Source organism: Paracoccus sp. DMF (assembly GCF_004407025.1).
Lineage (GTDB): Bacteria > Pseudomonadota > Alphaproteobacteria > Rhodobacterales > Rhodobacteraceae > Paracoccus > Paracoccus aminovorans_B.
The window spans coordinates 24,730-45,346 of record NZ_SOKV02000018.1 but is presented as its reverse complement, the minus strand read 5'-3'; the positions used below and the strand labels follow the sequence as shown (position 1 = coordinate 45,346).

General features: G+C 68.5%; 18 protein-coding genes. 10 read left to right on the top strand and 8 right to left on the bottom strand.

Annotated features, from left to right (window positions below; translation table 11 throughout):
* Positions 1-765 precede the first annotated feature (765 nt).
* On the bottom strand, positions 766-1,248 hold the full coding sequence (locus tag E3D03_RS11390) for a hypothetical protein (protein ID WP_263567066.1): 483 nt from the start codon (positions 1,246-1,248) through the stop codon (positions 766-768).
* Between the two features lie 163 nt (positions 1,249-1,411).
* Here E3D03_RS11390 and E3D03_RS11385 point away from each other — a divergent pair, with 163 nt between their 5' ends.
* Positions 1,412-1,819, top strand: coding sequence for a SufE family protein (locus tag E3D03_RS11385; protein WP_263567065.1), 408 nt, complete (start codon positions 1,412-1,414; stop codon positions 1,817-1,819).
* 9 nt (positions 1,820-1,828) lie between these two features.
* On the opposite strand, the gene mnmA is transcribed toward E3D03_RS11385, so the two are convergent.
* Positions 1,829-2,998 (bottom strand): tRNA 2-thiouridine(34) synthase MnmA, encoded by a 1,170-nt coding sequence (gene mnmA, locus E3D03_RS11380; protein ID WP_263567064.1) that lies wholly within the window; start codon positions 2,996-2,998, stop codon positions 1,829-1,831.
* A gap of 165 nt (positions 2,999-3,163) precedes the next feature.
* On the opposite strand from mnmA, the gene E3D03_RS11375 reads away from it, so the two are divergent.
* The 4 genes from E3D03_RS11375 (at position 3,164) to recG (ending at position 8,851) form a co-directional block, all read left to right on the top strand.
* Positions 3,164-3,448, top strand: a complete 285-nt coding sequence (locus E3D03_RS11375; RefSeq protein WP_263567084.1) for a DUF1153 domain-containing protein — start codon at positions 3,164-3,166, stop codon at positions 3,446-3,448.
* 83 nt (positions 3,449-3,531) lie between these two features.
* Positions 3,532-4,248, top strand: coding sequence for a response regulator transcription factor CtrA (gene ctrA, locus E3D03_RS11370; RefSeq protein ID WP_263567063.1), 717 nt, complete (start codon positions 3,532-3,534; stop codon positions 4,246-4,248).
* Positions 4,249-4,364: 116 nt separating this feature from the next.
* Positions 4,365-6,761 carry an NAD-dependent DNA ligase LigA gene (gene ligA, locus E3D03_RS11365; RefSeq protein ID WP_263567062.1) on the top strand — a complete coding sequence of 799 codons (2,397 nt, stop codon included), beginning with the start codon at positions 4,365-4,367 and terminating at the stop codon, positions 6,759-6,761.
* Positions 6,737-8,851: an ATP-dependent DNA helicase RecG gene (gene recG, locus E3D03_RS11360; protein WP_263567061.1), complete on the top strand. Its 2,115-nt coding sequence runs from the start codon at positions 6,737-6,739 to the stop codon at positions 8,849-8,851. The genes ligA and recG overlap by 25 nt, the downstream gene beginning before the upstream one ends.
* Positions 8,852-9,210: 359 nt before the next feature.
* On the opposite strand, the gene E3D03_RS11355 is transcribed toward recG, so the two are convergent.
* Entirely contained in the window at positions 9,211-9,648 is a 438-nt protein-coding gene (locus tag E3D03_RS11355; protein WP_263567060.1) for an iron-sulfur cluster assembly scaffold protein, read from the bottom strand.
* A gap of 60 nt (positions 9,649-9,708) precedes the next feature.
* Here E3D03_RS11355 and hisI point away from each other — a divergent pair, with 60 nt between their 5' ends.
* Positions 9,709-10,068, top strand: a complete 360-nt coding sequence (hisI, locus tag E3D03_RS11350) for a phosphoribosyl-AMP cyclohydrolase (RefSeq protein ID WP_263567059.1) — start codon at positions 9,709-9,711, stop codon at positions 10,066-10,068.
* Here hisI and gluQRS read toward each other — a convergent pair.
* The 3 genes from gluQRS to E3D03_RS11335 all read right to left on the bottom strand — a co-directional run bounded on the left by gluQRS (position 10,057) and on the right by E3D03_RS11335 (position 12,953).
* Entirely contained in the window at positions 10,057-10,896 is an 840-nt protein-coding gene (gene gluQRS, locus E3D03_RS11345; RefSeq protein WP_263567058.1) for a tRNA glutamyl-Q(34) synthetase GluQRS, read from the bottom strand. The genes hisI and gluQRS overlap by 12 nt on opposite strands.
* A complete protein-coding gene (gene trmFO / locus E3D03_RS11340; RefSeq protein ID WP_263567057.1) occupies positions 10,884-12,236 on the bottom strand; it encodes a methylenetetrahydrofolate--tRNA-(uracil(54)-C(5))-methyltransferase (FADH(2)-oxidizing) TrmFO in 1,353 nt (450 codons plus the stop codon). Before trmFO ends, gluQRS begins: the two co-directional genes overlap by 13 nt.
* 105 nt (positions 12,237-12,341) lie before the next feature.
* Positions 12,342-12,953, bottom strand: coding sequence for a 50S ribosomal protein L25/general stress protein Ctc (locus tag E3D03_RS11335; RefSeq protein ID WP_263567056.1), 612 nt, complete (start codon positions 12,951-12,953; stop codon positions 12,342-12,344).
* 181 nt (positions 12,954-13,134) lie between these two features.
* On the opposite strand from E3D03_RS11335, the gene E3D03_RS11330 reads away from it, so the two are divergent.
* On the top strand, positions 13,135-14,133 hold the full coding sequence (locus tag E3D03_RS11330) for an acyltransferase (protein WP_263567055.1): 999 nt from the start codon (positions 13,135-13,137) through the stop codon (positions 14,131-14,133).
* Positions 14,134-14,145: 12 nt separating this feature from the next.
* On the opposite strand, the gene E3D03_RS11325 is transcribed toward E3D03_RS11330, so the two are convergent.
* Together E3D03_RS11325 and E3D03_RS11320 are read right to left on the bottom strand one after the other, a co-directional pair.
* Positions 14,146-15,309 (bottom strand): alpha-hydroxy acid oxidase, encoded by a 1,164-nt coding sequence (locus E3D03_RS11325; protein ID WP_062560682.1) that lies wholly within the window; start codon positions 15,307-15,309, stop codon positions 14,146-14,148.
* A 10-nt stretch (positions 15,310-15,319) separates the two neighbouring features.
* Positions 15,320-15,670 (bottom strand): hypothetical protein, encoded by a 351-nt coding sequence (locus E3D03_RS11320; RefSeq protein ID WP_263567054.1) that lies wholly within the window; start codon positions 15,668-15,670, stop codon positions 15,320-15,322.
* A 100-nt stretch (positions 15,671-15,770) separates the two neighbouring features.
* On the opposite strand from E3D03_RS11320, the gene E3D03_RS11315 reads away from it, so the two are divergent.
* The 3 genes from E3D03_RS11315 (at position 15,771) to rpoD (ending at position 20,565) form a co-directional block, all read left to right on the top strand.
* Entirely contained in the window at positions 15,771-16,355 is a 585-nt protein-coding gene (locus E3D03_RS11315; protein WP_263567053.1) for a TetR/AcrR family transcriptional regulator, read from the top strand.
* A gap of 154 nt (positions 16,356-16,509) precedes the next feature.
* Positions 16,510-18,435 carry a DNA primase gene (gene dnaG, locus E3D03_RS11310; RefSeq protein ID WP_263567052.1) on the top strand — a complete coding sequence of 642 codons (1,926 nt, stop codon included), beginning with the start codon at positions 16,510-16,512 and terminating at the stop codon, positions 18,433-18,435.
* Between the two features lie 150 nt (positions 18,436-18,585).
* On the top strand, positions 18,586-20,565 hold the full coding sequence (rpoD, locus tag E3D03_RS11305; RefSeq protein ID WP_263567051.1) for an RNA polymerase sigma factor RpoD: 1,980 nt from the start codon (positions 18,586-18,588) through the stop codon (positions 20,563-20,565).
* Positions 20,566-20,617: the final 52 nt, after the last annotated feature.

Sequence of the window (20,617 nt, the reverse complement as noted above, 5' to 3'; positions counted from 1 at the left end):
GGATGGACCTTTCCTGCACGCATGTTTGCTGGCGCGGTCTCGTGCTTGGGGTCAGCGGCGGGGTTGAAGAGCGCACCGGCTGAGACATGCGCCAAGGCGGGCAGACGGTTTCGTCGCGAGCCATCATCCCCGGAGACGCATCGAGAGGTGTTCGTAACGCGAGGATCTGTCCGCGGGTCAGGCGCCTTCTCATGCCCGAGCTAAGCGGATTGGTGCCGCGTGCCGCTTGAGACATGGCCAGAGGCGCACGTCGCGCGCCTGGCCGATGAAGGACACAGCGAACGCTTTTTCGCAGCGCGGGGGTTTGCGCAGGCCCCGGCGATGCGGGAAGCAGGAGGGCAGCGCGTGCCGCATGAGACCTGAACCAAAGGTGCGCAAGGCGGGCCCAGTCGCGCGCCATGGCTGATGGAACAAGCAGCGAGCGTGTGCTTTTGCAGCGCGAGGTTCGCCGCTGAGAGCGGGGGGATGCTTGGCAAGCTGCTCGGCACCGGACGGGCCGAAGGTGCCGGACATGCGCGCACGATGGGACGCACCTTGCGTTTTGCAAGGTTTAGCGGGACCCGGCTGTGCGACGCGGTTTGCAGGCGCATTCGGCCGCGGCGCTTGATAAGGCTGTTTGGGCGTTGACAGTGCTGCTGAGCTGCGTCCGATCGCAGGCTCAGCTGGAGGGCGCCATTCCACTTGCATGGGGGCTCGTTCGCCCCGGCCCTTTGGCGCGGTTCGCATGGGTATTTTCAGAACGAAGAAACCCTCGGGGCCGCAGCGTCAGGGCCGCAGCGTCACCGCATTGCCCGCGCCCGAGATCACCACCTCGCGCAGGCTGGGCAGCACCGCGTTGGGAATGGTCAGGGCGGCGGTGATGGTGTCGCTGGCCGGATTCGGCGGGTTGGCGGCGGCGAAGGTGTCGGGCAGCGGCGGCTTGCCGACCAGCCGCAGCCGCAGCACGCCGTTTTCGTCGGGGCGGATCCGGCCCGGCGGCATCGGCACCTCGGTCACCAGCGCCACGTCCCACCAGCCCTTGCTGGCGCCAAGCCCGGTGACGATCAGCAGCCGCCCCTCATACATCGGATCCCATTTCGCGCTGGTGACATGGGCCAGCGGCACGCGGCCGTCGTTCGTGCTGGTCGGATAGCCGCCCTCGGGCGCCAGGCTTTGCGGCTGCTGCGCGCCACCCCAGCGCATCGGGTTCCAGCTGCTGTCGCCCATGCGGCCGCAGCCGACCAGCACCAGAGCCGCGCAGGCAAGCATGCCCAAAGTTCCCGTCCGCATGAGTGCTGCCCCCGTGTCCCTGGTCTCGTTGGCGCAGTGATAGGGCAAGTCGCGCGGCGGTGAAAGCCTCTTTGACCTTGTCGGCGCCGCGCGCTATGCCATCACCGGCCGCCCACCCGCGGCCTTGCGGAAAGGAAGCGCCATGGCCACGCCCGCCTTTGAAGACATCGCCGAAACCTTCGATTTCCTCGAGGATTGGGAAGAGCGCTATCGCCATGTCATCGAACTGGGCAAGGCGATGCCGGCGATGGACGCCTCGCTGCAGGTGCCGGCGACCAAGGTCGAGGGCTGCGCCAGCCAGGTCTGGATCATGCCCCGCATCGAGGGCGGCAGGTTCGACTTCCAGGGCGACAGCGATGCGCTGATCGTGCGCGGGCTGATCGCCATCCTGCACGCGCTTTATTCCGGCGTGCCGGTGCGCGAGGTGCCGGCGATCGACGCCAGCGCCGAGCTTGGCCGGCTGGGGCTGGAGGAACATCTTTCGGCGCAGCGGTCCAACGGGTTGCGCGCCATGGTCGAGCGCATCCGGCTGCTGGCCGCGGCGGCCTGAACCCGACTGTCAGCCGCCGCGCCGGTGCGAGATCCAGCCGCCGCCCAGCACGCGGCTGCCCTCGGTGGCATAGAACACGCAGGCCTGGCCGGGGCTGACGCCTTCTTCCGGGGCCAGCAGTTCGACCTCGGCGCGCCGCTCGCCGGTCACGCGCAGGATTGCCGGCCGCGGCGGCCGGGTCGAGCGGATGCGGGCGGTGATGGCGATCTCGCCCTCGAAGGGCGCGTCGCCCAGCCAGTTCACCTCGGTCACCGGCACGATCTTCGTCGCCAGCGCCTGCTTGGGGCCGACGACGACCCGCCGCGTCTCGGGCTCCAGCCGCAGGACATAGAGCGGATCGCCGAGGCCGCCGATGCCCAGGCCGCGGCGCTGGCCGATGGTGTAATGGATCACGCCGCGATGCGTGCCCAGCACATTGCCGTCCATGTCCACGATCTCGCCCGGATCGGCCGAGCCGGGGCGCAGCTTCTCGATCACGCTGGCATAGTCGCCGTTCGGGACGAAGCAGATGTCCTGGCTGTCGGGCTTGTCCGCCACCGCGAGCCGGTATTGCGCCGCCAAGGCGCGCGTCTCGGCCTTGCTGGCCAGGCCGCCCAGCGGAAAGCGCAGGAAATCCAGCTGCTCCTGCGTGGTCGAGAACAGGAAATAGCTTTGGTCGCGGTTCGGGTCGGCGGCCATGTGCAGCTCGGCCCCGGCCGGACCGTCGAAGCGGCGGATGTAATGCCCGGTCGCCATGCAATCGGCGTCGAGCTCGCGCGCGGTCTGCAGCAGGTCGCGGAATTTCACCCGCTCATTGCAGCGGATGCAGGGCACGGGCGTGGCGCCGGCCAGATAGGCATCGGCGAATTCCTCGATCACCGATTCCCGGAACTTGTTTTCGTAATCAAGCACATAATGCGGAAAGCCGATGCGTTCGGCCACGCGGCGGGCATCGTGGATGTCCTGCCCGGCGCAGCAGGCGCCCTTTTTCGCCAGGGCCGCGCCATGGTCGTAAAGCTGCAGCGTCACCCCGATCACGTCATAGCCCTGCGCCGCCAGCATTGCCGCCACGACCGAGCTGTCGACGCCGCCCGACATGGCGACGACCACGCGGGTCTGCGCCGGCGGCTTGGCAAAGCCCAGCGAATTCATGGTCATGTCCGGCGCGTCGGGGCGCAAGTTCGGGCGGGGCGCTGTCATGGATCGTCCTTGTCGCGGCCGCGCGCGAAGACGGGCGGCGTTGTTGCCTACATTTATAGGAAAATTCCCGGGTTTCTCAAGGGCAGGCCGGGAAAACCCGGCGTGACTTCACCGGGATTTAAGAAGTTTGCGCCACAACAAGGCAAGGATCACAGGAACTTGCCGATGTTTTTGAGAAAAGCCCCCGGACCGCGCACCGCGACCCTGCCCGACGGCAGCATCCTGACGCTGGCCGACCTGCCGTCGCCACAGACCCGCTGGGTCGCCAGCCGCAAGGCCGCCGTCGTCGATGCCGTGCAATACGGGCTCTTGTCGCGAGAGGAGGCGATTCGCCGCTATGGCCTGACCGGAGAAGAGTTCGATGCCTGGATGCAGGCCTTTCGCCGCCATGGCCGCAACGCGCTGAAGATCACCCAGCTGCAAAAATTTCGACAACCCCAGGTTGAATAACATTTGCCGGTATCTTCGGTAACGTGATATTAACCTTTTGCGCGGAAATTTTACCAGTCAGATGGTTGGCAAGGGGACATATTATGCGAATTCTTCTGGTCGAGGATGATCCGACCACGGCGCGCAGCATCGAGCTGATGCTGACCCACGCGAGCTACAACGTCTATCGCACCGACATGGGCGAGGAGGGGATCGACCTTGCCAAGCTCTACGACTACGACCTGATCCTGCTGGACCTGGACCTGCCCGACATGCATGGCATGGAGGTGCTGCGCCAGATCCGCATGTCGCGCGTCGACACGCCGATCCTGATCCTGACCGGCTCGGACGATACCGAAAGCAAGCTGCGCGGCTTCGGTTTCGGGGCCGACGACTACATGACCAAGCCCTTCAACCGCGACGAACTGGTGGCGCGCATCCAGGCGATCATCCGCCGCTCCAAGGGGCACAGCCAATCGGTGATCCGCACCGGCGAGATGGTGGTGAACCTCGACGCGCGCTCGGTCGAGGTCGGGGGACGGCCGGTGAACCTGACCGGCAAGGAATACCAGATCCTCGAACTGCTCACCCTGCGCAAGGGCACGACGCTGACCAAGGAGATGTTCCTGAACCACCTCTACGGCGGCATGGACGAGCCCGAGCTGAAGATCATCGACGTCTTCGTCTGCAAGCTGCGCAAGAAGCTGGCGGCGGCGATGAGCGGCGAAAGCCATATCGAGACCGTCTGGGGCAGGGGCTATGTCCTGCGCGACCCGGTGGCCGAGATGCAGAACCCCGAGCGCCTGGCGCTGCGCGCCTGATCCGCGTGGCGTTACCAGCCTGAACCCGGGTCGGGCGCTGGACAATCCGGCCCCGGCCCCGGTATCACCGTCTTTCGGACAGGCCCGGCGGGGCAGGCAGGCTGGCGGAGGGCGCGATGACCGCAGAGGACGAGAACCAGGCCGCGGACAGGGCCGAATCGCCATCGCCGCAGCCGGTCGAGACGCTGGACCGGGCCGCGGCCCAGGCCGAGATCGCCGCGCTGACCGATGTCCTGGACCGTGCGAACCAGGCCTATCACCGCGACGATGCGCCCTTCATCAGCGACGCCGATTATGACGCAAAAAAGCGCCGCCTGCTGGAGATCGAGACCCGTTTCCCCGATCTTGCCGCCAAGGCCAGCCCCTCGGCCCAGGTCGGTGCCGCGCCGGACGGCCGGTTTGCCAAGGTCATGCACCGTCTGCCGATGCTGTCGCTGGAAAACGGCTTTGCCGCCGATGACGTGCAGGCCTTCGTGCAGCGGGTGCGCTCGTTCCTGAACCTCGGCCCCGATGCCGCGCTGGAACTCACCGCCGAGCCCAAGATCGACGGCCTGTCCCTGTCGCTGCGTTACGAAGGCGGGCGGCTGGTCCAGGCCGCGACCCGCGGCGACGGCGCGGTGGGCGAGAACGTGACCGCCAATGCCCGCACCATCGCGGATATTCCGCAGGTGCTCGCCGGCCGCGATTTCCCCGAGGTGCTGGAGATCCGCGGCGAGGTCTATATGTCGCACGCGGATTTCGAGCGGCTGAACCAGACCGAGGGCGGCCGCGTCTTCGCCAACCCGCGCAATGCCGCCGCCGGTTCCTTGCGCCAGCTGGATCCGGCGATCACCGCCGCCCGGCCGCTGCGCTTCTTTGCCTATGCCTGGGGCGAGATCAGCGAACCCCTCGCTGCGACCCAGTTCGAAGCGGTCCAGCGCCTTGCCGCGATGGGCTTCCAGATCAATCCGCTGACCCGGATCTGCCGTTCCGTCGCCGAGATGCTGGCCGCCTGGGCCGAGATCGAACAGATGCGCGCCACGCTCGGCTATGACATCGACGGCGTGGTCTACAAGGTCAACGACCTCGGCTATCAGGCGCGGCTGGGTATGCGCTCGACCACGCCGCGATGGGCCTTGGCGCACAAATTCCCGGCCGAACGCGCCTGGACCCGGCTCGAATCCATCGACATCCAGGTCGGCCGCACCGGGGCGCTGAGCCCGGTCGCGCGGCTGACGCCCGTCACGGTGGGCGGGGTCGTGGTCTCGAACGCGACCTTGCACAACGAGGATTACATCGCCGGCCGCGGTGCCGATGGCAGCGAGATCCGCGGCGGCAAGGACATCCGCATCGGCGACTGGGTCGAGGTCTATCGCGCCGGCGACGTGATCCCCAAGGTCGCGGACGTCGACCTGGCCAAGCGACCGGCGGGGGCCGTGCCCTATGTCTTTCCCGACCGCTGCCCGGAATGCGGCTCGCCCGCGATCCGGGAAGAGGGCGACTCGGTGCGCCGCTGCACCGGCGGGCTGATCTGCCCGGCGCAGGCGGTGGAAAAGCTGCGCCATTTCGTCTCGCGCGCCGCCTTCGACATCGAGGGGCTGGGTGCCAAGCAGGTCGAGCTGTTCTATCGCCTGGGCTGGATCGCCGAGCCCGCGGATATCTTTACCCTGGCCCGGCGTGATGCCGAGGGCGCCAAGATGCGGGCGGATAGCCGCGGCGACGCCGATGAGGAACTGCTGCTCTCGCTTGGCATCGACCGGCTGCATCTTTCGGGCGGCGCTGCGGCGGCCCTGGCCCGGCTGTCGGGCACGCGCCTGGCCGAGATCAAGGGCTGGGGCGAGAAAAGCGCCGCGGGCCTTTTCCAGGCCATCGAGAAGCGGCGCGAGATCCCGCTGTTGCGGCTGCTTTTCGCGCTTGGCATCCGCCATGTCGGCGAGGTTGCGGCCCAGGATCTGGCGCGGCATTACGGCAGCTGGCAGGCCCTTGAAACGGCGCTGGACCTGTCGCGCCCCGCCGCGCTGGTGCATCGCGAGGCCGATGAGGCCGCTCAGGCCGAACGCGCCGCTGCCCAGGCCGAAAACCGCCGCGCCCGCATTGCCGAAACCCGGGCCGCGCTTCTGGCTCATGTCGAGCTGTCGCCGGAAAGCGCCGCGGCCTGGGCCGACCTGATCGCCGCCGATGGCGTCGGCCCGACGCTTGCCATGTCGCTGTCGGACGCCTTTGCCAACCCCGCCGAGCGCGCCGCCATCGACCGGCTGGCGGGTTTCCTGACGGTGCTGCCGCCCGAGGCGCGCGCCACCGACAGCGAGATCACCGGCAAGACGCTGGTCTTTACCGGCACGCTGGAGAAGATGACCCGCGCCGAGGCCAAGGCCCGGGCCGAGGCGCTTGGCGCCCATGTCGCGGGCTCGGTCTCGGCCCGGACCGACCTGCTGATCGCCGGCCCGGGCGCGGGATCGAAGGCCAGGAAGGCCGCCGAACTGGGCATCAAGGTCATCGACGAGGACGAATGGCTGGCGATCGCGCAGCGGTGAAGCCCGGCCGGCCCGAGGCGCTGTTTCCCCTGTTCGCGGGCGTCGAGACCCTGCCCGGGGTCGGTCCGCGCGCCGCCGAGAGCTTTGCCCAGATGGGCGCGACCCGGCTGCGCGACCTGGTGCTGACCCTGCCGCATTCCGGCATCCGCCGCCGCCGCATCGCCCGGCTGGCCGACGCCCGGCCGCCCGAGATCGTCACCCTGCTGGTCCGGGTCGAGCGTCACAGCCCGCCCAGCGGCAAGGGCCGGCCGTGGCGGGTGCATTGCTCGGACGGCTCCAGCGATCTGCAGCTGGTGTTCTTTCATGCCCGCAAGGACTGGATCGAGACCCAGCTGCCGGCGGGCGCGCGCCGGCTGGTCTCGGGCAAGCTTGAGCTGTTCGACGGCATGGCGCAGATGGTGCATCCCGACCATATCGGCACCGAGGACGGCCCGCCCCTGCCGGAATTCGAGCCGGTCTATCCGCTCTCGGGCCGGCTGACGCAGGGGGGGGTGCAGAAGGCGGTGCGCGGCGCGCTGGCGAAACTGCCGGTGGCCGGGGAATGGATCGACCCGGGCCTGCTTGCGCGCGAGGGCTGGCCGGATTGGCATGCCGCCCTGGCGCAGGCCCATGCGCCCTCGGGGCCCGAGGGGCTGTCGCCGACCGATCCGGCGCGGGCGCGGCTGGCCTATGACGAGCTTTTCGCGCATCAGCTGACGCTGGCGCTCTTGCGCCGCGACCGCCGCCGGCAGGCGGGGCTGGCGACGCAGGGCGACGGCCGCTTGCGAGAGCGGGTGCTGGCCGGACTGCCCTGGCCGCCGACCGGGGCGCAGCGCCGCGCGGTCGACGAAATCGCCGGCGACATGGCCGCGCCGCGGCGGATGAACCGGCTGTTGCAGGGCGATGTCGGGGCCGGCAAGACCCTGGTCGCATTCCTCGCGCTGCTGGTCGCGGTCGAGGCGGGCGGGCAGGGCGTGCTGATGGCGCCGACCGAGATCCTGGCGCGACAGCATTTCCGCGCGCTGGAGCCGCTGGCGCAGCTGGCGGGGATTCGGCTGGAGGTCTTGACCGGCCGCGACAAGGGCGATGCGCGGGCCAATATCCTGGCCGACCTGGCCATGGGCCGCATCGACGTCCTGGTCGGCACCCATGCCGTGATCCAGAAATCGGTCGAGTTCCACGACCTGCGGCTGGCGATCATCGACGAGCAGCATCGCTTCGGCGTCAACCAGCGCATGGAGCTGGGCACCAAGGGCAACCACCTGCCGCCCGACATGCTGGTGATGACGGCGACGCCGATCCCGCGCTCGCTGGCGCTGGCGCAATTCGGCGACATGGACCTGTCGGTGCTGGACGAAAAGCCGGCAGGGCGCCAGCCGGTGCGTACCACGGTGGTGCCGGACGGCCGCATGGCCGAGGTTCTGGCGCATCTGGACCGCGCTCTGCAGGGCGGCGCGCGGGCCTATTGGGTCTGCCCGCTGGTCGAGGAAAGCGAGGCGGTCGACCTGACCGCCGCCGAGGCCCGCTTCCAGGAGCTGCGCGCCCGCTTTGGCGCCGAGGTGCGCATGGTCCACGGCCAGATGCCGCCCGAGGAACGCGACGCCGCCATGGCGGATTTCGCTGCCGGCCGGGCGCGGATCCTGGTCGCGACCACGGTGATCGAGGTCGGGGTCGACGTGCCCGAGGCGACGATCATGGTCATCGAGCGCGCCGAGAGCTTCGGCCTGGCGCAGCTGCACCAGCTGCGCGGAAGGGTCGGGCGCGGCAGCGGGGCCTCGAGCTGCCTGCTGATGTATCACGAGCCGCTGTCCGAGACCGGCCGCCGCCGCCTGGGCATCCTGCGCGAGACCGAGGACGGCTTCCGTATCGCCGAGGAAGACCTGGCGATGCGCGGCGCGGGCGACGTGATCGGCACCGCGCAATCCGGCCGGCCGCGCTTTCGCATCGCCGACCTGGAGCGCCAGGGCGCGCTGATGGCGCTGGCGCGCAAGGATGCGCAGGCCTTCCTGGAGCGCGACCCGGGCATGGAGAGCCCGCGCGGCCAGGCGATCCGGCTGCTGCTGTGGCTGATGGAGCAGGACCGCGCGGTGCGGCTGATCACCGCCGGCTAGGCACAGGTCCGGATGTTCTTAAAAAGTTCTTTACTTTGTTCCGCATTGATGAGAACAAAGTATAAACAAACCGTGGAGAACGCCTATGACCCGCGAATCCCTGTCCGACCTTCTGGGCACCGTCGCCATTTCCGTGACGGCCATCATCCTGTTTTCGCTGCCCTCGATCCTGGCAGCCTGATCCCTCACTGCCCCGCGCTGATGGCGGCCCCTTCGCCTGGGTGCCGCGATTTCCCCCGGACGATCATGCGCGCAACTGGCCGGCCCCGCGAAGGGCCGGCTTTTTCATGTGCCGGCGGTGCTGCGGCTTGCGCGGTCACGATGCCTCCGGCGGGGGTATTTGGAAAACGGAGAAAGCCTCAGCTGGACGAGGCGTCGATGGCGCCGAGCAGCGCCTCCCATGCGAGCAGGATCGAGGCGTGGCGGTTCGGGAATTCGCGCGCGGGCAGCAGCGCCTCGAGTTCCTCGAACGGGGCCGAGGGGCCGGGGCCGTCCTGTTTCAGCATGGCTTGCAATTCGTCGCGGGCGCGGGCGATCTCGGCGCGCGAGCGGCCGAGGGCGCTGCGGCCGAGCACGCCGGCCGAGGCCTGGCCCAGGGCACAGGCGCGCACCTCTTGTCCGAAATCGGCGATGCGGCCGTCCTGCATCGCGACATGCGCCGTGACCGACGATCCGCATTGCGGCGAGCGCTTGTGCGCGCTGCCGGTCGGCGCGGCCAGCTTGCCCAGATGCGGGATGTCCGAGGCCAGCGCGAGGATGCGCCGCGAGTAGAGCTGCATCAGGTCGCTGTCGGACATGGTCTTTTCCCTTGCTGCCGTCGGGTCTAGATAGGCATCGCCAAGCCGAAAGGAAAGCCGATGTTCGATCCCGCCAGCCTGAAATACGATGCGAACGGGCTGATCCCCGCCATCGCCCAGGATCATCGCAGCGGCGAGGTGCTGATGATGGCCTGGATGAATGCCGAATCCGTCGCGAAAACGCTTGAGGATGGTCGTGTAACATACTGGTCCCGCTCGCGTCAGGCGTTCTGGACCAAGGGCGAAAGCTCGGGCCATGTCCAGAGGCTGGTCGAGATGCGGGTAGACTGCGACCGCGACTGCCTGCTCTTGCTGGTCGAGCAGACCGGGCCGGCCTGCCACACCAATCGGCGGTCCTGCTTCTATACCGCCGTGCGGGACGCGACCGAGGTGGTGATCATGGCGCCCCTAGAGACCTAGCATGCGGCGGATGTCCTCCGGCGTCGCGCCCTCGGCCCGGTAGAGGCGCAGGGCGCGGGCGTCGTCGCGCTTGGCGAGGCGCTTGCCGCTGGCGTCGCGGATCAGGCGGTGGTGGTGATAGCGCGGCGTCGGAAGCTGCAGCAGCTTCTGAAGAAGAACGTGGATCCATGTGGAATCCAACAGATCCTTGCCGCGCGTCACCAGGGTGATGCCCTGCGCGGCATCGTCCACCACCACCGAAAGGTGGTAGCTGGTGCCCATGCCGCGCCGGGCCAGCACCACGTCGCCGACGCCGCTGATGAAATCCTCGGCCGTCAGGCGGTGCGGCATGCCGGGGGCGATGTTTTCGTCCTCGAAGGCGATTTCGTCCGCGCCAAGATGGGCGAAAGCGGCTGCGGCGTTCAGGCGGATCGCGTCCTCGGGCCCGGTCTCGGCCATGCTGCGGTGGCGGCAGGTGCCGGGATAGACCGGGCCATCGGGACCGATCACGCTTTCTTGCGGGGCAGAAAGCGCGGAGCGGATGTCGGCGCGGCGGCATTGGCAGGGATAGGTCAGGGCAAGCGCCGCCAGCCGGTCCAAGGCGGCCTGATAGGCGGACAGGCGTTCGGATTGGCGCATCACCGGCAGCGGCCAGTCGAGGCCGAGCCAGTGCAGATCCTCGGCGATCATCGCCTCGTATTCCGGGCGGCAACGGCTTTGGTCGATGTCCTCGATCCGCAGCAGGAAGCGCCCGGGGTCGGCCAGCCGCGCGGCAGTCAGGGCGGCAAAGGCATGGCCCAGATGCAGCGGCCCGGTCGGCGAAGGGGCGAAGCGGGTTACTGTTTCCAAGGCTGTTGGGCCGCCAGCCAGGATTGGAAATCCGCCTTGGCGCGGTCGGTATAGGCCGGATAACGGTCCTTGCGCCCCTTGCGGCCGCCGCGCATCGCATCCAGCGGCGGGTAGAGGCCGAAGTTCACGTTCATCGGCTGGAAGGTTCTGGCATCGGCGCCGCCGGTGATGTGGTTGACCAGCGCGCCCATCGAGGTGGTGTGCGGTGGCGGGACCAGGTCGTGTCCCAGCGCCTCGGCCGCGGCCATGCGGCCGGCCAGCAGGCCCATGGCCGCGGATTCGACATAGCCCTCGACGCCCGTGACCTGGCCGGCGAAGCGCAGGTTCGGGCGGGCGCGCAGCCGCAGCCGGTCGTCGATCAGCCGCGGCGAATTCAGGAAGGTGTTGCGGTGGATGCCGCCCAGCCGGGCAAAACTTGCGTTTTCCAGGCCGGGAATGCGCCGGAAAACATCCACTTGCGCGCCGTATTTCATCTTGGTCTGGAAGCCGACGATATTGTAGAGCGTGCCGAGCGCATTGTCGCGGCGCAGCTGCACCACCGCATAGGGCTTTTCGGCGGGATTGTGGGCGTTGGTCAGGCCGACCGGCTTCATCGGGCCGTGGCGCAGGGTCTCGCGGCCGCGCTCGGCCATGACCTCGATCGGCAGGCAGCCGTCGAAATAGCCGGCGGTCTCGCCTTCGTGGAACTCGGTCTTCTCCGCCGCCAGCAGCGCGTCGATGAAGCCTTCGTAGTCCTCGCGCGTCATCGGGCAGTTGATATAGGCGGTGCGCTCTTCCTCGGTCTCGCCCTTGTCATAGCGGCTCTGGCGCCAGCAGACCGCCATGTCGATGGTCTCGGCATGGACGATGGGGGCGATGGCGTCGAAGAAGGCCAGCGCGCCTTCGCCGGTGGCCTGCAGGATCGACTGGCCGAGGGCGGGCGAGGTCAGGGGGCCGGTGGCGACGATCCAGCGGCCGTCGGTCGGCAGGTCGGCGATCTCGCCCGGGGTGAAGCTGACCAGCGGCTCGTCCCGCAGGGCCCGGGTCACGGCGGCGGAAAAGGCGTCGCGGTCCACGGCCAGCGCGCCGCCGGCGGGCAGGCGGTGGCGGTCGGCCATGGCCATGATCAGCCCGCCCGCCGCGCGCATTTCCCAATGCAGCTGCCCGACCGCGTTCATCTGGTCGTCGTCCGAGCGGAAACTGTTCGAGCAGACCATCTCGGCGCAATCTCCGGTGCGATGGGCGAAGGTCTCGACCTGGGGCCGCATCTCGTGCAGCACCACCGGCACGCCGGCGCGGGCGATCTGCCAGGCGGCCTCGGAGCCGGCCAGCCCCGCGCCGATGATGTGGATCGGTTCCATCTTCACCCCCTTCGCGTCAGGCGCGCCTCATAGCATCGCCGGGCGGCATGAGAAAGGGCGGCATCCGCTGGGGATGCCGCCCGATGCCTAGCCGTCAGCCCCAGATCAGGCCTCGGCGGCGGCTTCCTCGTTCTCTTCCGAGCGCAGGCCCGAGGGCGCGGCGATATTGGCGATCACGAAGTCGCGGTCGATGGTCGGCTTGACGCCGGCCGGCAGCGTCACGTCGCTGATGTGGATGGTGTCGCCGATCTGCTTGCCGGTCAGGTCCACGGTGATGTGATCCGGGATCTCGGACGCGGTCACCACCAGCTCGACCTCGGGGCGCACCACGACCAGCGTGCCGCCGCGCTTGAGGCCCGGCGAGGCTTCGTGGCCTTCGAAGGTCACGTGGATGAACAGGTTCACCCGGGTGTTGCGGTGCAGGCGCATGAAGTCGATATGCGTCGGCAGGTCCTTGACCACGTCGCGCTGGACGCCGCGGCAAACGACGCGCACGTCGTCCTGGCCCTCGATCTTCAGGTTCCACAGCGTGGACAGGAAGCGACCGGCGCGCAGCTTGGTCAGCAGCGAGTTGAACTCGATTTGGATCGGCTGCGGGTCTTTCCCGTCGCCATAAACGATGCCGGGCACCTTGCCTTCGCGGCGAGCTTGGCGGGCGGCCCCCTTGCCTGTCCCCGCGCGTGCCTCGGCCACCAGATCCGGGATCTCTTTGGCCATTTTGCTATTCCTTTGCTAAGCGTTCGCGGCCATCCTCCAAGGGTGCATGGCCGAAGCCGCGCCTATATCCCGAACGGGGCGCGATGTGAAGCACGAAAAATGATCGCCATAGGCGGGAATTCGCTTGCCACAACGCATCCGAAGCCTCATGCATCGCCAGAGGTGCCGGGGCGTTTCAAAATTGCATCGTATTCATTCTCTCGACTATCTCAAGCTGGGTCTGGCCGTGCTGGTGGCCTTTGCCCATACCTACTGGCTGCAGACCAACATGACGCCGCGGCTGTTCCTGATCGGCAACGGGCTGATGCGGGTCATGGTGCCGGTTTTCTGCATCGTCGCGGGCTATTTCCTCTATTCGGCGGTGGCGCGCGGCAAGGGCGTCAAGTGGCTGTGGCGCGTGCTGGCGCTCTACCTGTTCTGGATGGCGGTCTATTTCCCGTTCTGGTTGAACGAGATCCACGGCCTGGTCTCATTGGTCAAGGAACTGCTCTGGGGCTATTTCCACCTGTGGTTCATGGCCGGGATCCTGGTCGCCGGGGCGCTGCTGCTGATCCTGCGCGCCCTGGGCCGGGTGCTGGCGCCGGCCTATGAATACCGCATCCTGCTGGGCGCGGCGCTGGTCTGCGCCGTGATCGGCGTGACGCTGCAATACATGGCGCTGTCGGGCGTGGCGCAGATCGGGGTGAAGAAGTTCTCGAACGGGCTGTTCATGTGCTTCCCCTTCGTCACCATCGGCTATCTCTGCGGCCGGCGGGTGGCGCGGCTGGGAACCCAGGGGCTGCCGCCGCGCTGGCTGGTGCTGTCGCTGACCATCGGCGGGCTCGGGCTTTTGATGATCGAGGCCTGGCTGGTGCAGGCGCGCTGGACCGACGACGTGATGCTGGACATCCCGGCCAGCTCCTATATCGCGGCGCCGGCGCTGTTCATCGCCACGCTGGGCACGCGGCTGCCGGCGCCGCCGATCCGGCTGGACCCGATCTCGGCCGGGATCTATTTCATGCATGTGCTGGCGCTGCACCTCGCGCATGCGCTGGGATTCACCCATCTCATGGACCTGATGCTGTTCGCGGTCGGGCTGCCGACGCTGGTGGCGCTGCTGTTGCAGCGCCTGCCGATCCCGGGCTTCGGCAAGCCGGCGCATCGCCACCACGACCACGGCCGCGACACCGCCCAGCCCTGAGGCCCGGGCGCGTCACGCCCAAGGGGTCAGGAAGTCCGGCGGCAACAGCAGGTTGTGGCGGCCGAGGTTCCTGACATCGCGTTCGCCGCACAGCGCCATGGTGATGTCCAGCTCCTTCTGGATCACCTCCAGCGCCGCGGTCACGCCCGCCTGGCCCATGGCGCCCAACCCATAGATGAAGGCGCGGCCGATATGGGTCGCATGCGCCCCCAGCGCCAGCGCCTTCAGCACGTCCTGGCCCGAGCGGATGCCGCTGTCCATGTGGATCTCGACTTGGTCGCCGACCGCCGCGACGATCTCGGGCAGCATGCGGATGGAACTCACCGCGCCGTCCAGCTGCCGGCCGCCGTGGTTGCTGACGATGATCGCATCGGCGCCAAAGCCCGCGGCCATGCGGGCATCCTCGGGATCGTTGATGCCTTTGAGGATCAGCTTGCCGCCCCAGAGGTCGCGGATGCGGGCGATCTTGTCCCAGTCGAGCTGCGGGTCGAACTGCTCGGCGGTCCAGCTCGACAGCGAGGAGGTGTCGCCGACGCCCTTGGCGTGACCCACGATATTGCCGAAGAAGCGGCGCTTCGTTTGCAGCATCTCGATGCCCCAGCGCCATTTCGTCGCCAGGTCCAGCATGACCGGCAGCGTCAGCTTGGGCGGCGCGGACAGGCCGTTCTTCAGGTCCTTGTGGCGCTGGCCCAGGATCTGCAGGTCCAGCGTCAGCACCAGGGCCGAGCAGCCGGCGCGCCTGGCCCGCTCGATGATCGCCTCCAGGAACTCCTGGTCGCGCATGACGTAAAGCTGGAACCAGAACGGATGCGGCACCTCTTGCGCCACGTCCTCGAGCGAGCAGATCGACATGGTCGACAGCGTGAAGGGCACGCCGAAATCGCGCGCGGCGCGGGCGGCCTTGATCTCGCCGTCGGCGGATTGCATGCCGGTCAGCCCGACCGGCGCCAGCGCCACCGGCATGGCGACGTCCTGGCCGATCATGGTGCTGCGGGTGCTGCGGTTCGTCATGTCGACGGCGACGCGCTGGCGCAGCTTGATGCGCTGGAAATCCGAGCAATTCTCGCGGAAGGTGCCCTCGGTATAGCTGCCGCTCTCGGCATAGTCGTAGAACATGCGCGGCACGCGCCGGCGATAGATCGCCTTGAGGTCGTCGATGCAGGTGATGACCGGCATGGGGCTTTCCTTATTCTGGCGCCGCGGGGGCGGCGCAATCGGGCTGATCCTCGGGGCAGGCATCGTCCAGAGAACGCTGCGACAGCGCCTTGGCGCGGGTGCGCAGCGCGGCCGCGCGACCCTCCAGCGCCGCGGCATCGGCGACGCTGCCGCCGCCGCCGCGCCCGGCCAGCGCCGCGCCGCGGGCGGCCAGCGCCCCGGTCGCGGCACCGGGGTCGCGCAGGGCATCCGCGGCATGGCCGGGCAGGGCGGGCTGGGCCAGCACCTGCTCGGTCGGCATCAGCGCCGGATAGTCGCGCCCGTCCTCGCAACCCGCCAGCGCCGCCAGCGCCGCGATGCCGATGATGCCGGCCAGCCTCATGCCGTTTCCCCTGCTGCTTCGGGCCGCACCATAGGCCCGGCCGGGCCGCCGGGACAAGATGCGCTCTTTCCTTGCCGGGCGTCCCTGCCTAGAAGGCATCATGGCACGCAGGCAGGGCTCCAGGGCAGAGATCACCGGACCGCTGGTCCGCGACGCGGCGCGCAATCTGTTCGCGCGCCACGGCTATGCCGCCGTCTCGATGCGCCAGATCGCGGCCGAGGTCGGCCTGCAGGTCGGCGCGCTCTACGCCTATACGCCCGACAAGCAGGCGTTGCTGGCCGATCTTCTGCGCGGCCATATGGAGGAGCTGTTGGCCGCCTGGCAGGACGACCCGGCACGCCCGGCGCTCGACCGGCTGCAGGCCTTTTTGCGCTTCCACATCCAGACCAGCCTGGAGCGGCCCGAGGCGGTGTTCCTGTCCTATATGGAGCTGCGCAACCTCGAAGCCGACAACCGCGCCGAGATCGCCGCGCTGCGCCGCCGCTACGAGGATGCGCTCGAGGCGATCCTGATCGCCGGCATGGCCCAGGGCAGCATGCGCATCCCCGATTCGCGTCTCGCCACCATGGCGCTGATCGCCATGCTGACCGGCATCACCAACTGGTATCGCGAAGGCGGCCGCCTGGACCAGGACCGCGTCGCGGCGGTCTATTGGGAACTGGTCCGCGGCGCGGTGGGCGCCTGACCCGCGCCCAGCCCTTCTCCGCTCTCCAAATACCCCGGGGGGACGCCTCTGCGGCCCCATCGAGGGGCCGCAGAGGCGCGGGGGGCGGCGCCCCCCGGACGCAGCGCCGCGCACAAGCCTGTTCAACCCCGGGCCAAGCCGGATATAAGACGGCATGAGCCTTCCGCCCCAGTTCCTCGACGAGATCCGCGCCCGCGTGCCTTTGTCGCGCGTGATCGGGCGCAAGGTGACCTGGGACCTGCGCCGCTCGAATCAGGCCAAGGGCGACTGGTGGGCGCCTTGCCCCTTCCACGGCGAAAAGACCGCCTCCTTCCACGTCGATGACCAGAAGGGCTTCTATTACTGCTTCGGCTGCCACGCCAAAGGCGACGCCCTGACCTTCCTGCGCGAGGCCGAGGGCATGGGCTTTCTCGAGGCGGTCGAGCTGCTCGCCTCGGAGGCCGGCCTGCAGATGCCCGAACGCGACCCGCGCCAGGTGCAGCGCGCCGACCGCCGCAGCGAACTGGTCGAGGTCATGGAACAGGCGGTGCGCTGGTTCCGTATGCAACTGGGCATGGCCGCGGCCGAACAGGCGCGCGCCTATCTCGCCCGGCGCGGCCTCGACCCCGCCGCCTGCGAGCAATTCGGCATCGGCTTCGCCCCCGACCAGCGCCAGGGCCTGTTCAACGCGCTGCGCAGCAAGGGTATCGCCGAGGCGCTGATCGTCGAGGCGGGACTCGCGGCCAAGCCCGACGGCGGCGGCGCGCCCTTCGACCGTTTCCGCGGCCGGATCATCTTTCCGATTCGCGACGGCCGCGGCCGCTGCATCGCCTTCGGCGGCCGGGCCATGGACCCGAACGCCCGCGCCAAATACCTGAACTCGCCCGAAACCGCGCTCTTCGACAAGGGCCGCAACCTCTACAACGCCGGACCGGCGCGCGCGGCAGTGGCCAAGGGCAAGCCGCTGGTGGTGGCCGAGGGCTACATGGACGTGATCGCCCTGGTCCGCGCCGGTTTCGAAGGCGCGGTGGCGCCCTTGGGCACCGCCATCACCGAAGACCAGCTGCGGCTGATGTGGCGCATCTCGCCCGAGCCGGTGATCGCGCTCGACGGCGACAGCGCGGGGCTGCGCGCGGCGATGCGGCTGATCGACCTGGCGCTGCCGATGACCGGGCCGGGGCAGGCGCTGCGCTTTGCTTTCCTGCCGCAGGGGCTGGACCCCGACGACCTGATCCGCGCCCGCGGCGCCGGCGCCATGGCGGCGGTGCTGGACGAGGCGCGGCCGCTGGTCGACCTGCTCTGGCGGCGCGAGACCGAGGGCCGGGTCTTCGACAGCCCCGAACGCCGCGCCGCGCTGGACAAGGCGCTTGGCGAGGCGGTGGCGCGGATCCCCGACAAGGACACGCGCGACCATTATTTCGCCACGCTGAAGAACCTGAAATGGGAGCTGTTCGGCAACCGGCGCCGCGATGCCGCCCAGGCGCGGCCCGCGCAGGCCGGCTGGCAGCCGCGCGGCATGCGGCCGGCGCTGCCGGTGGCGCCGGCGGCGCCGACCCGGGCCTCGCGCCTGTCCTCGCCCGAGGCCGGCGAGCATGACGCCGAACTGCTGATCGAGGCCATGGTGCTGGCGATCTGCGCCACCCATCCCGACCTCATCGGCCCGGTCGAATCGCGGCTGGAGCGGCTGGAGCCGCAGGACCCCGACCGCGCCGCGCTGATCCACGACCTGCTCTCGGGCACCCCCTCCCAGGCGGGCCAGCGCGCCCTTGAATCGATCCTCGCCGAGCCCCATGTGAGGGCGGCCCCGGCGATTCTGCGCCCCCATGACGGCGATGCCGCCGCCGGCATCCTTGCCAATGCGCTCGACCGCATCGAGGCCCGCCGCGCCGCGCGCGAGGAAATCGCCCGCGCCGAGGCCGAGATCCAGGGTCTGGCCGACGAGGGTCTGACCTGGCGCATGGCGCAATCCGCCCGCGCCCGCCAGCAGGCCGACCATCCCTCGCTGGCCGACCTGTCGGACCTGGGCGAGGACAGCGACGCCTTCCGGGCCATCCTGGATGCGGCGCTGAAGAACGAGATCTGGCGCAAGCCGCGCCGCTGAAATGGGTCGGAGGGGCCGAATCGCCCGCTTCGAATCACCCCGGTCCGGGGCCGGGCCGCAGGCTTTGATTCGCCTGCGACTCGCGCTAGAACCGACCGATAGCCGATCCCGATTCGCCGATTCGCGAATCACTGCCTCAAGGGAGCCAGCATGGCAGCCAACGACGACGACCAGAAGCCCGACACCAAGGACGACGATCACTCGCTGGACATGTCGCAGGCTGCGGTCAAGCGCATGATCGCCGAAGGGCGTGAGCGCGGCTTCATCACCTATGACCAGCTGAACGCGGTGCTGCCCCCCGAGCAGGTCAGCTCGGACCAGATCGAGGACGTGATGTCCATGCTGTCCGAAATGGACATCCGCGTGGTCGAAACCGACGAGGACGCCGAAGAGGGCGAAACCGGCGGCGAGGTCGTGGCCACCGGCTCGGGCTCGCGCGAGATCGCGGTCGCCGCCACCGAGACCGAAAAGCTGGACCGCACCGACGACCCGGTGCGCATGTATCTGCGCGAGATGGGCTCGGTCGAGCTGCTGTCGCGCGAGGGCGAGATCGCCATCGCCAAGCGCATCGAGGCCGGCCGCAACACCATGATCGCGGGGCTCTGCGAAAGCCCGCTGACCTTCAAGGCCATCACGCTGTGGCGGCAGGAGCTTCTGGACGAAGACATCCTGCTGCGCGACGTGATCGATCTGGAAACCACCTTCGGCCGCTCGATGGACGAGGAGGGCGAGGATGAGGAGGTGCTCGACACCGCCGCCCCCGCCGCCAGCAACGCCGCCCCCTCGAATGAGGAAGAGCTGGATGCCGACGGCAATCCCATCGGCCGCGACGACGAGGAAGAGGACGATGACGGCCAGAACCTGTCGCTGGCCGCGATGGAAGCCTCGCTGAAGCCCAAGGTGCTGGAGACGCTGGAGGCCATTGCGCAGGGCTATGAAGAGCTGGCGCATATGCAGGACAACCGCATGTCCGCCACGCTGAACGAGGATGGCACCTTCTCGGCCGCGCAGGAATCGGCCTATCAGGTGCTGCGCTCGCGCATCGTCGGGCTGGTCAATGAACTGCACCTGCACAATGCGCGGATCGAGGCGCTGGTCGATCAGATCTATGGCATCAACCGCCGCATCGTCACCATCGACTCGGGCATGGTCAAGCTGGCCGACGGCGCCCGCATCAACCGCCGCGAATTCATCGACGCCTATCGCGGCAGCGAGCTGGACCCGACCTGGGTCGAGCGCATGATGGAGCACAAGGGTCGCGGCTGGCAGGCACTGTTCGAGCGTTCGCGCCCGCAGGTCGAACAGCTGCGCGGCGACATGGCCATGGTCGGCCAGCACGTCGGCGTCGATATCGAGGAATTCCGCCGCATCGTGTCGCAAGTCCAGCGCGGCGAAAAGGAATCGCGTCAGGCCAAGAAGGAAATGGTCGAGGCGAACCTGCGTCTGGTGATCTCGATCGCCAAGAAATACACGAACAGGGGCCTGCAATTCCTTGATCTTATTCAGGAAGGCAATATCGGCCTGATGAAGGCCGTGGACAAGTTCGAGTATCGGCGCGGCTACAAGTTCTCGACCTATGCGACCTGGTGGATCCGGCAGGCGATCACGCGCTCCATCGCCGATCAGGCCCGCACCATCCGCATCCCGGTCCACATGATCGAGACGATCAACAAGCTGGTCCGGACCGGCCGCCAGATGCTGCATGAGATCGGCCGCGAACCGACGCCCGAGGAACTGGCCGAAAAGCTGCAGATGCCGCTGGAAAAGGTCCGCAAGGTGATGAAGATCGCCAAGGAGCCGATCAGCCTTGAAACCCCGATCGGGGACGAGGAAGACAGCCAGCTGGGCGATTTCATCGAGGACAAGAATGCCGTGCTGCCCTTGGACAGCGCCATTCAGGAAAACCTCAAGGAAACCACGACCCGGGTGCTGGCCAGCCTGACCCCGCGCGAAGAGCGGGTTCTGCGCATGCGTTTCGGCATCGGCATGAACACCGACCACACGCTGGAAGAGGTCGGCCAGCAATTCAGCGTCACCCGCGAACGCATCCGCCAGATCGAGGCCAAGGCGCTGCGCAAGCTGAAGCACCCCTCGCGGTCGCGCAAGCTGCGGTCCTTCCTGGACCAGTAAGGCGCTTATCGCGAACTGAAAAGCGGCCGCGCCGGGCAAGCGCGGCCGCTTC

What these genes read in the sequence shown, in the direction of transcription:
- E3D03_RS11390 (WP_263567066.1), bottom strand. Translation starts at nt 1,248, where the DNA reads ATGCTTGCCTGCGCGGCTCTGGTGCTGGTCGGCTGCGGCCGCATGGGC.
- E3D03_RS11320 (WP_263567054.1), bottom strand. Translation starts at nt 15,670, where the DNA reads ATGAGGCTGGCCGGCATCATCGGCATCGCGGCGCTGGCGGCGCTGGCG.
- recG (WP_263567061.1), top strand. Translation starts at nt 6,737, where the DNA reads ATGGCTGGCGATCGCGCAGCGGTGAAGCCCGGCCGGCCCGAGGCGCTG.
- E3D03_RS11315 (WP_263567053.1), top strand. Translation starts at nt 15,771, where the DNA reads ATGGCACGCAGGCAGGGCTCCAGGGCAGAGATCACCGGACCGCTGGTC.
- trmFO (WP_263567057.1), bottom strand. Translation starts at nt 12,236, where the DNA reads ATGGAACCGATCCACATCATCGGCGCGGGGCTGGCCGGCTCCGAGGCC.
- E3D03_RS11355 (WP_263567060.1), bottom strand. Translation starts at nt 9,648, where the DNA reads ATGTCCGACAGCGACCTGATGCAGCTCTACTCGCGGCGCATCCTCGCG.
- ctrA (WP_263567063.1), top strand. Translation starts at nt 3,532, where the DNA reads ATGCGAATTCTTCTGGTCGAGGATGATCCGACCACGGCGCGCAGCATC.
- mnmA (WP_263567064.1), bottom strand. Translation starts at nt 2,998, where the DNA reads ATGACAGCGCCCCGCCCGAACTTGCGCCCCGACGCGCCGGACATGACC.
- rpoD (WP_263567051.1), top strand. Translation starts at nt 18,586, where the DNA reads ATGGCAGCCAACGACGACGACCAGAAGCCCGACACCAAGGACGACGAT.
- E3D03_RS11375 (WP_263567084.1), top strand. Translation starts at nt 3,164, where the DNA reads ATGTTTTTGAGAAAAGCCCCCGGACCGCGCACCGCGACCCTGCCCGAC.
- E3D03_RS11385 (WP_263567065.1), top strand. Translation starts at nt 1,412, where the DNA reads ATGGCCACGCCCGCCTTTGAAGACATCGCCGAAACCTTCGATTTCCTC.
- E3D03_RS11335 (WP_263567056.1), bottom strand. Translation starts at nt 12,953, where the DNA reads ATGGCCAAAGAGATCCCGGATCTGGTGGCCGAGGCACGCGCGGGGACA.
- dnaG (WP_263567052.1), top strand. Translation starts at nt 16,510, where the DNA reads ATGAGCCTTCCGCCCCAGTTCCTCGACGAGATCCGCGCCCGCGTGCCT.
- hisI (WP_263567059.1), top strand. Translation starts at nt 9,709, where the DNA reads ATGTTCGATCCCGCCAGCCTGAAATACGATGCGAACGGGCTGATCCCC.
- ligA (WP_263567062.1), top strand. Translation starts at nt 4,365, where the DNA reads ATGACCGCAGAGGACGAGAACCAGGCCGCGGACAGGGCCGAATCGCCA.
- E3D03_RS11325 (WP_062560682.1), bottom strand. Translation starts at nt 15,309, where the DNA reads ATGCCGGTCATCACCTGCATCGACGACCTCAAGGCGATCTATCGCCGG.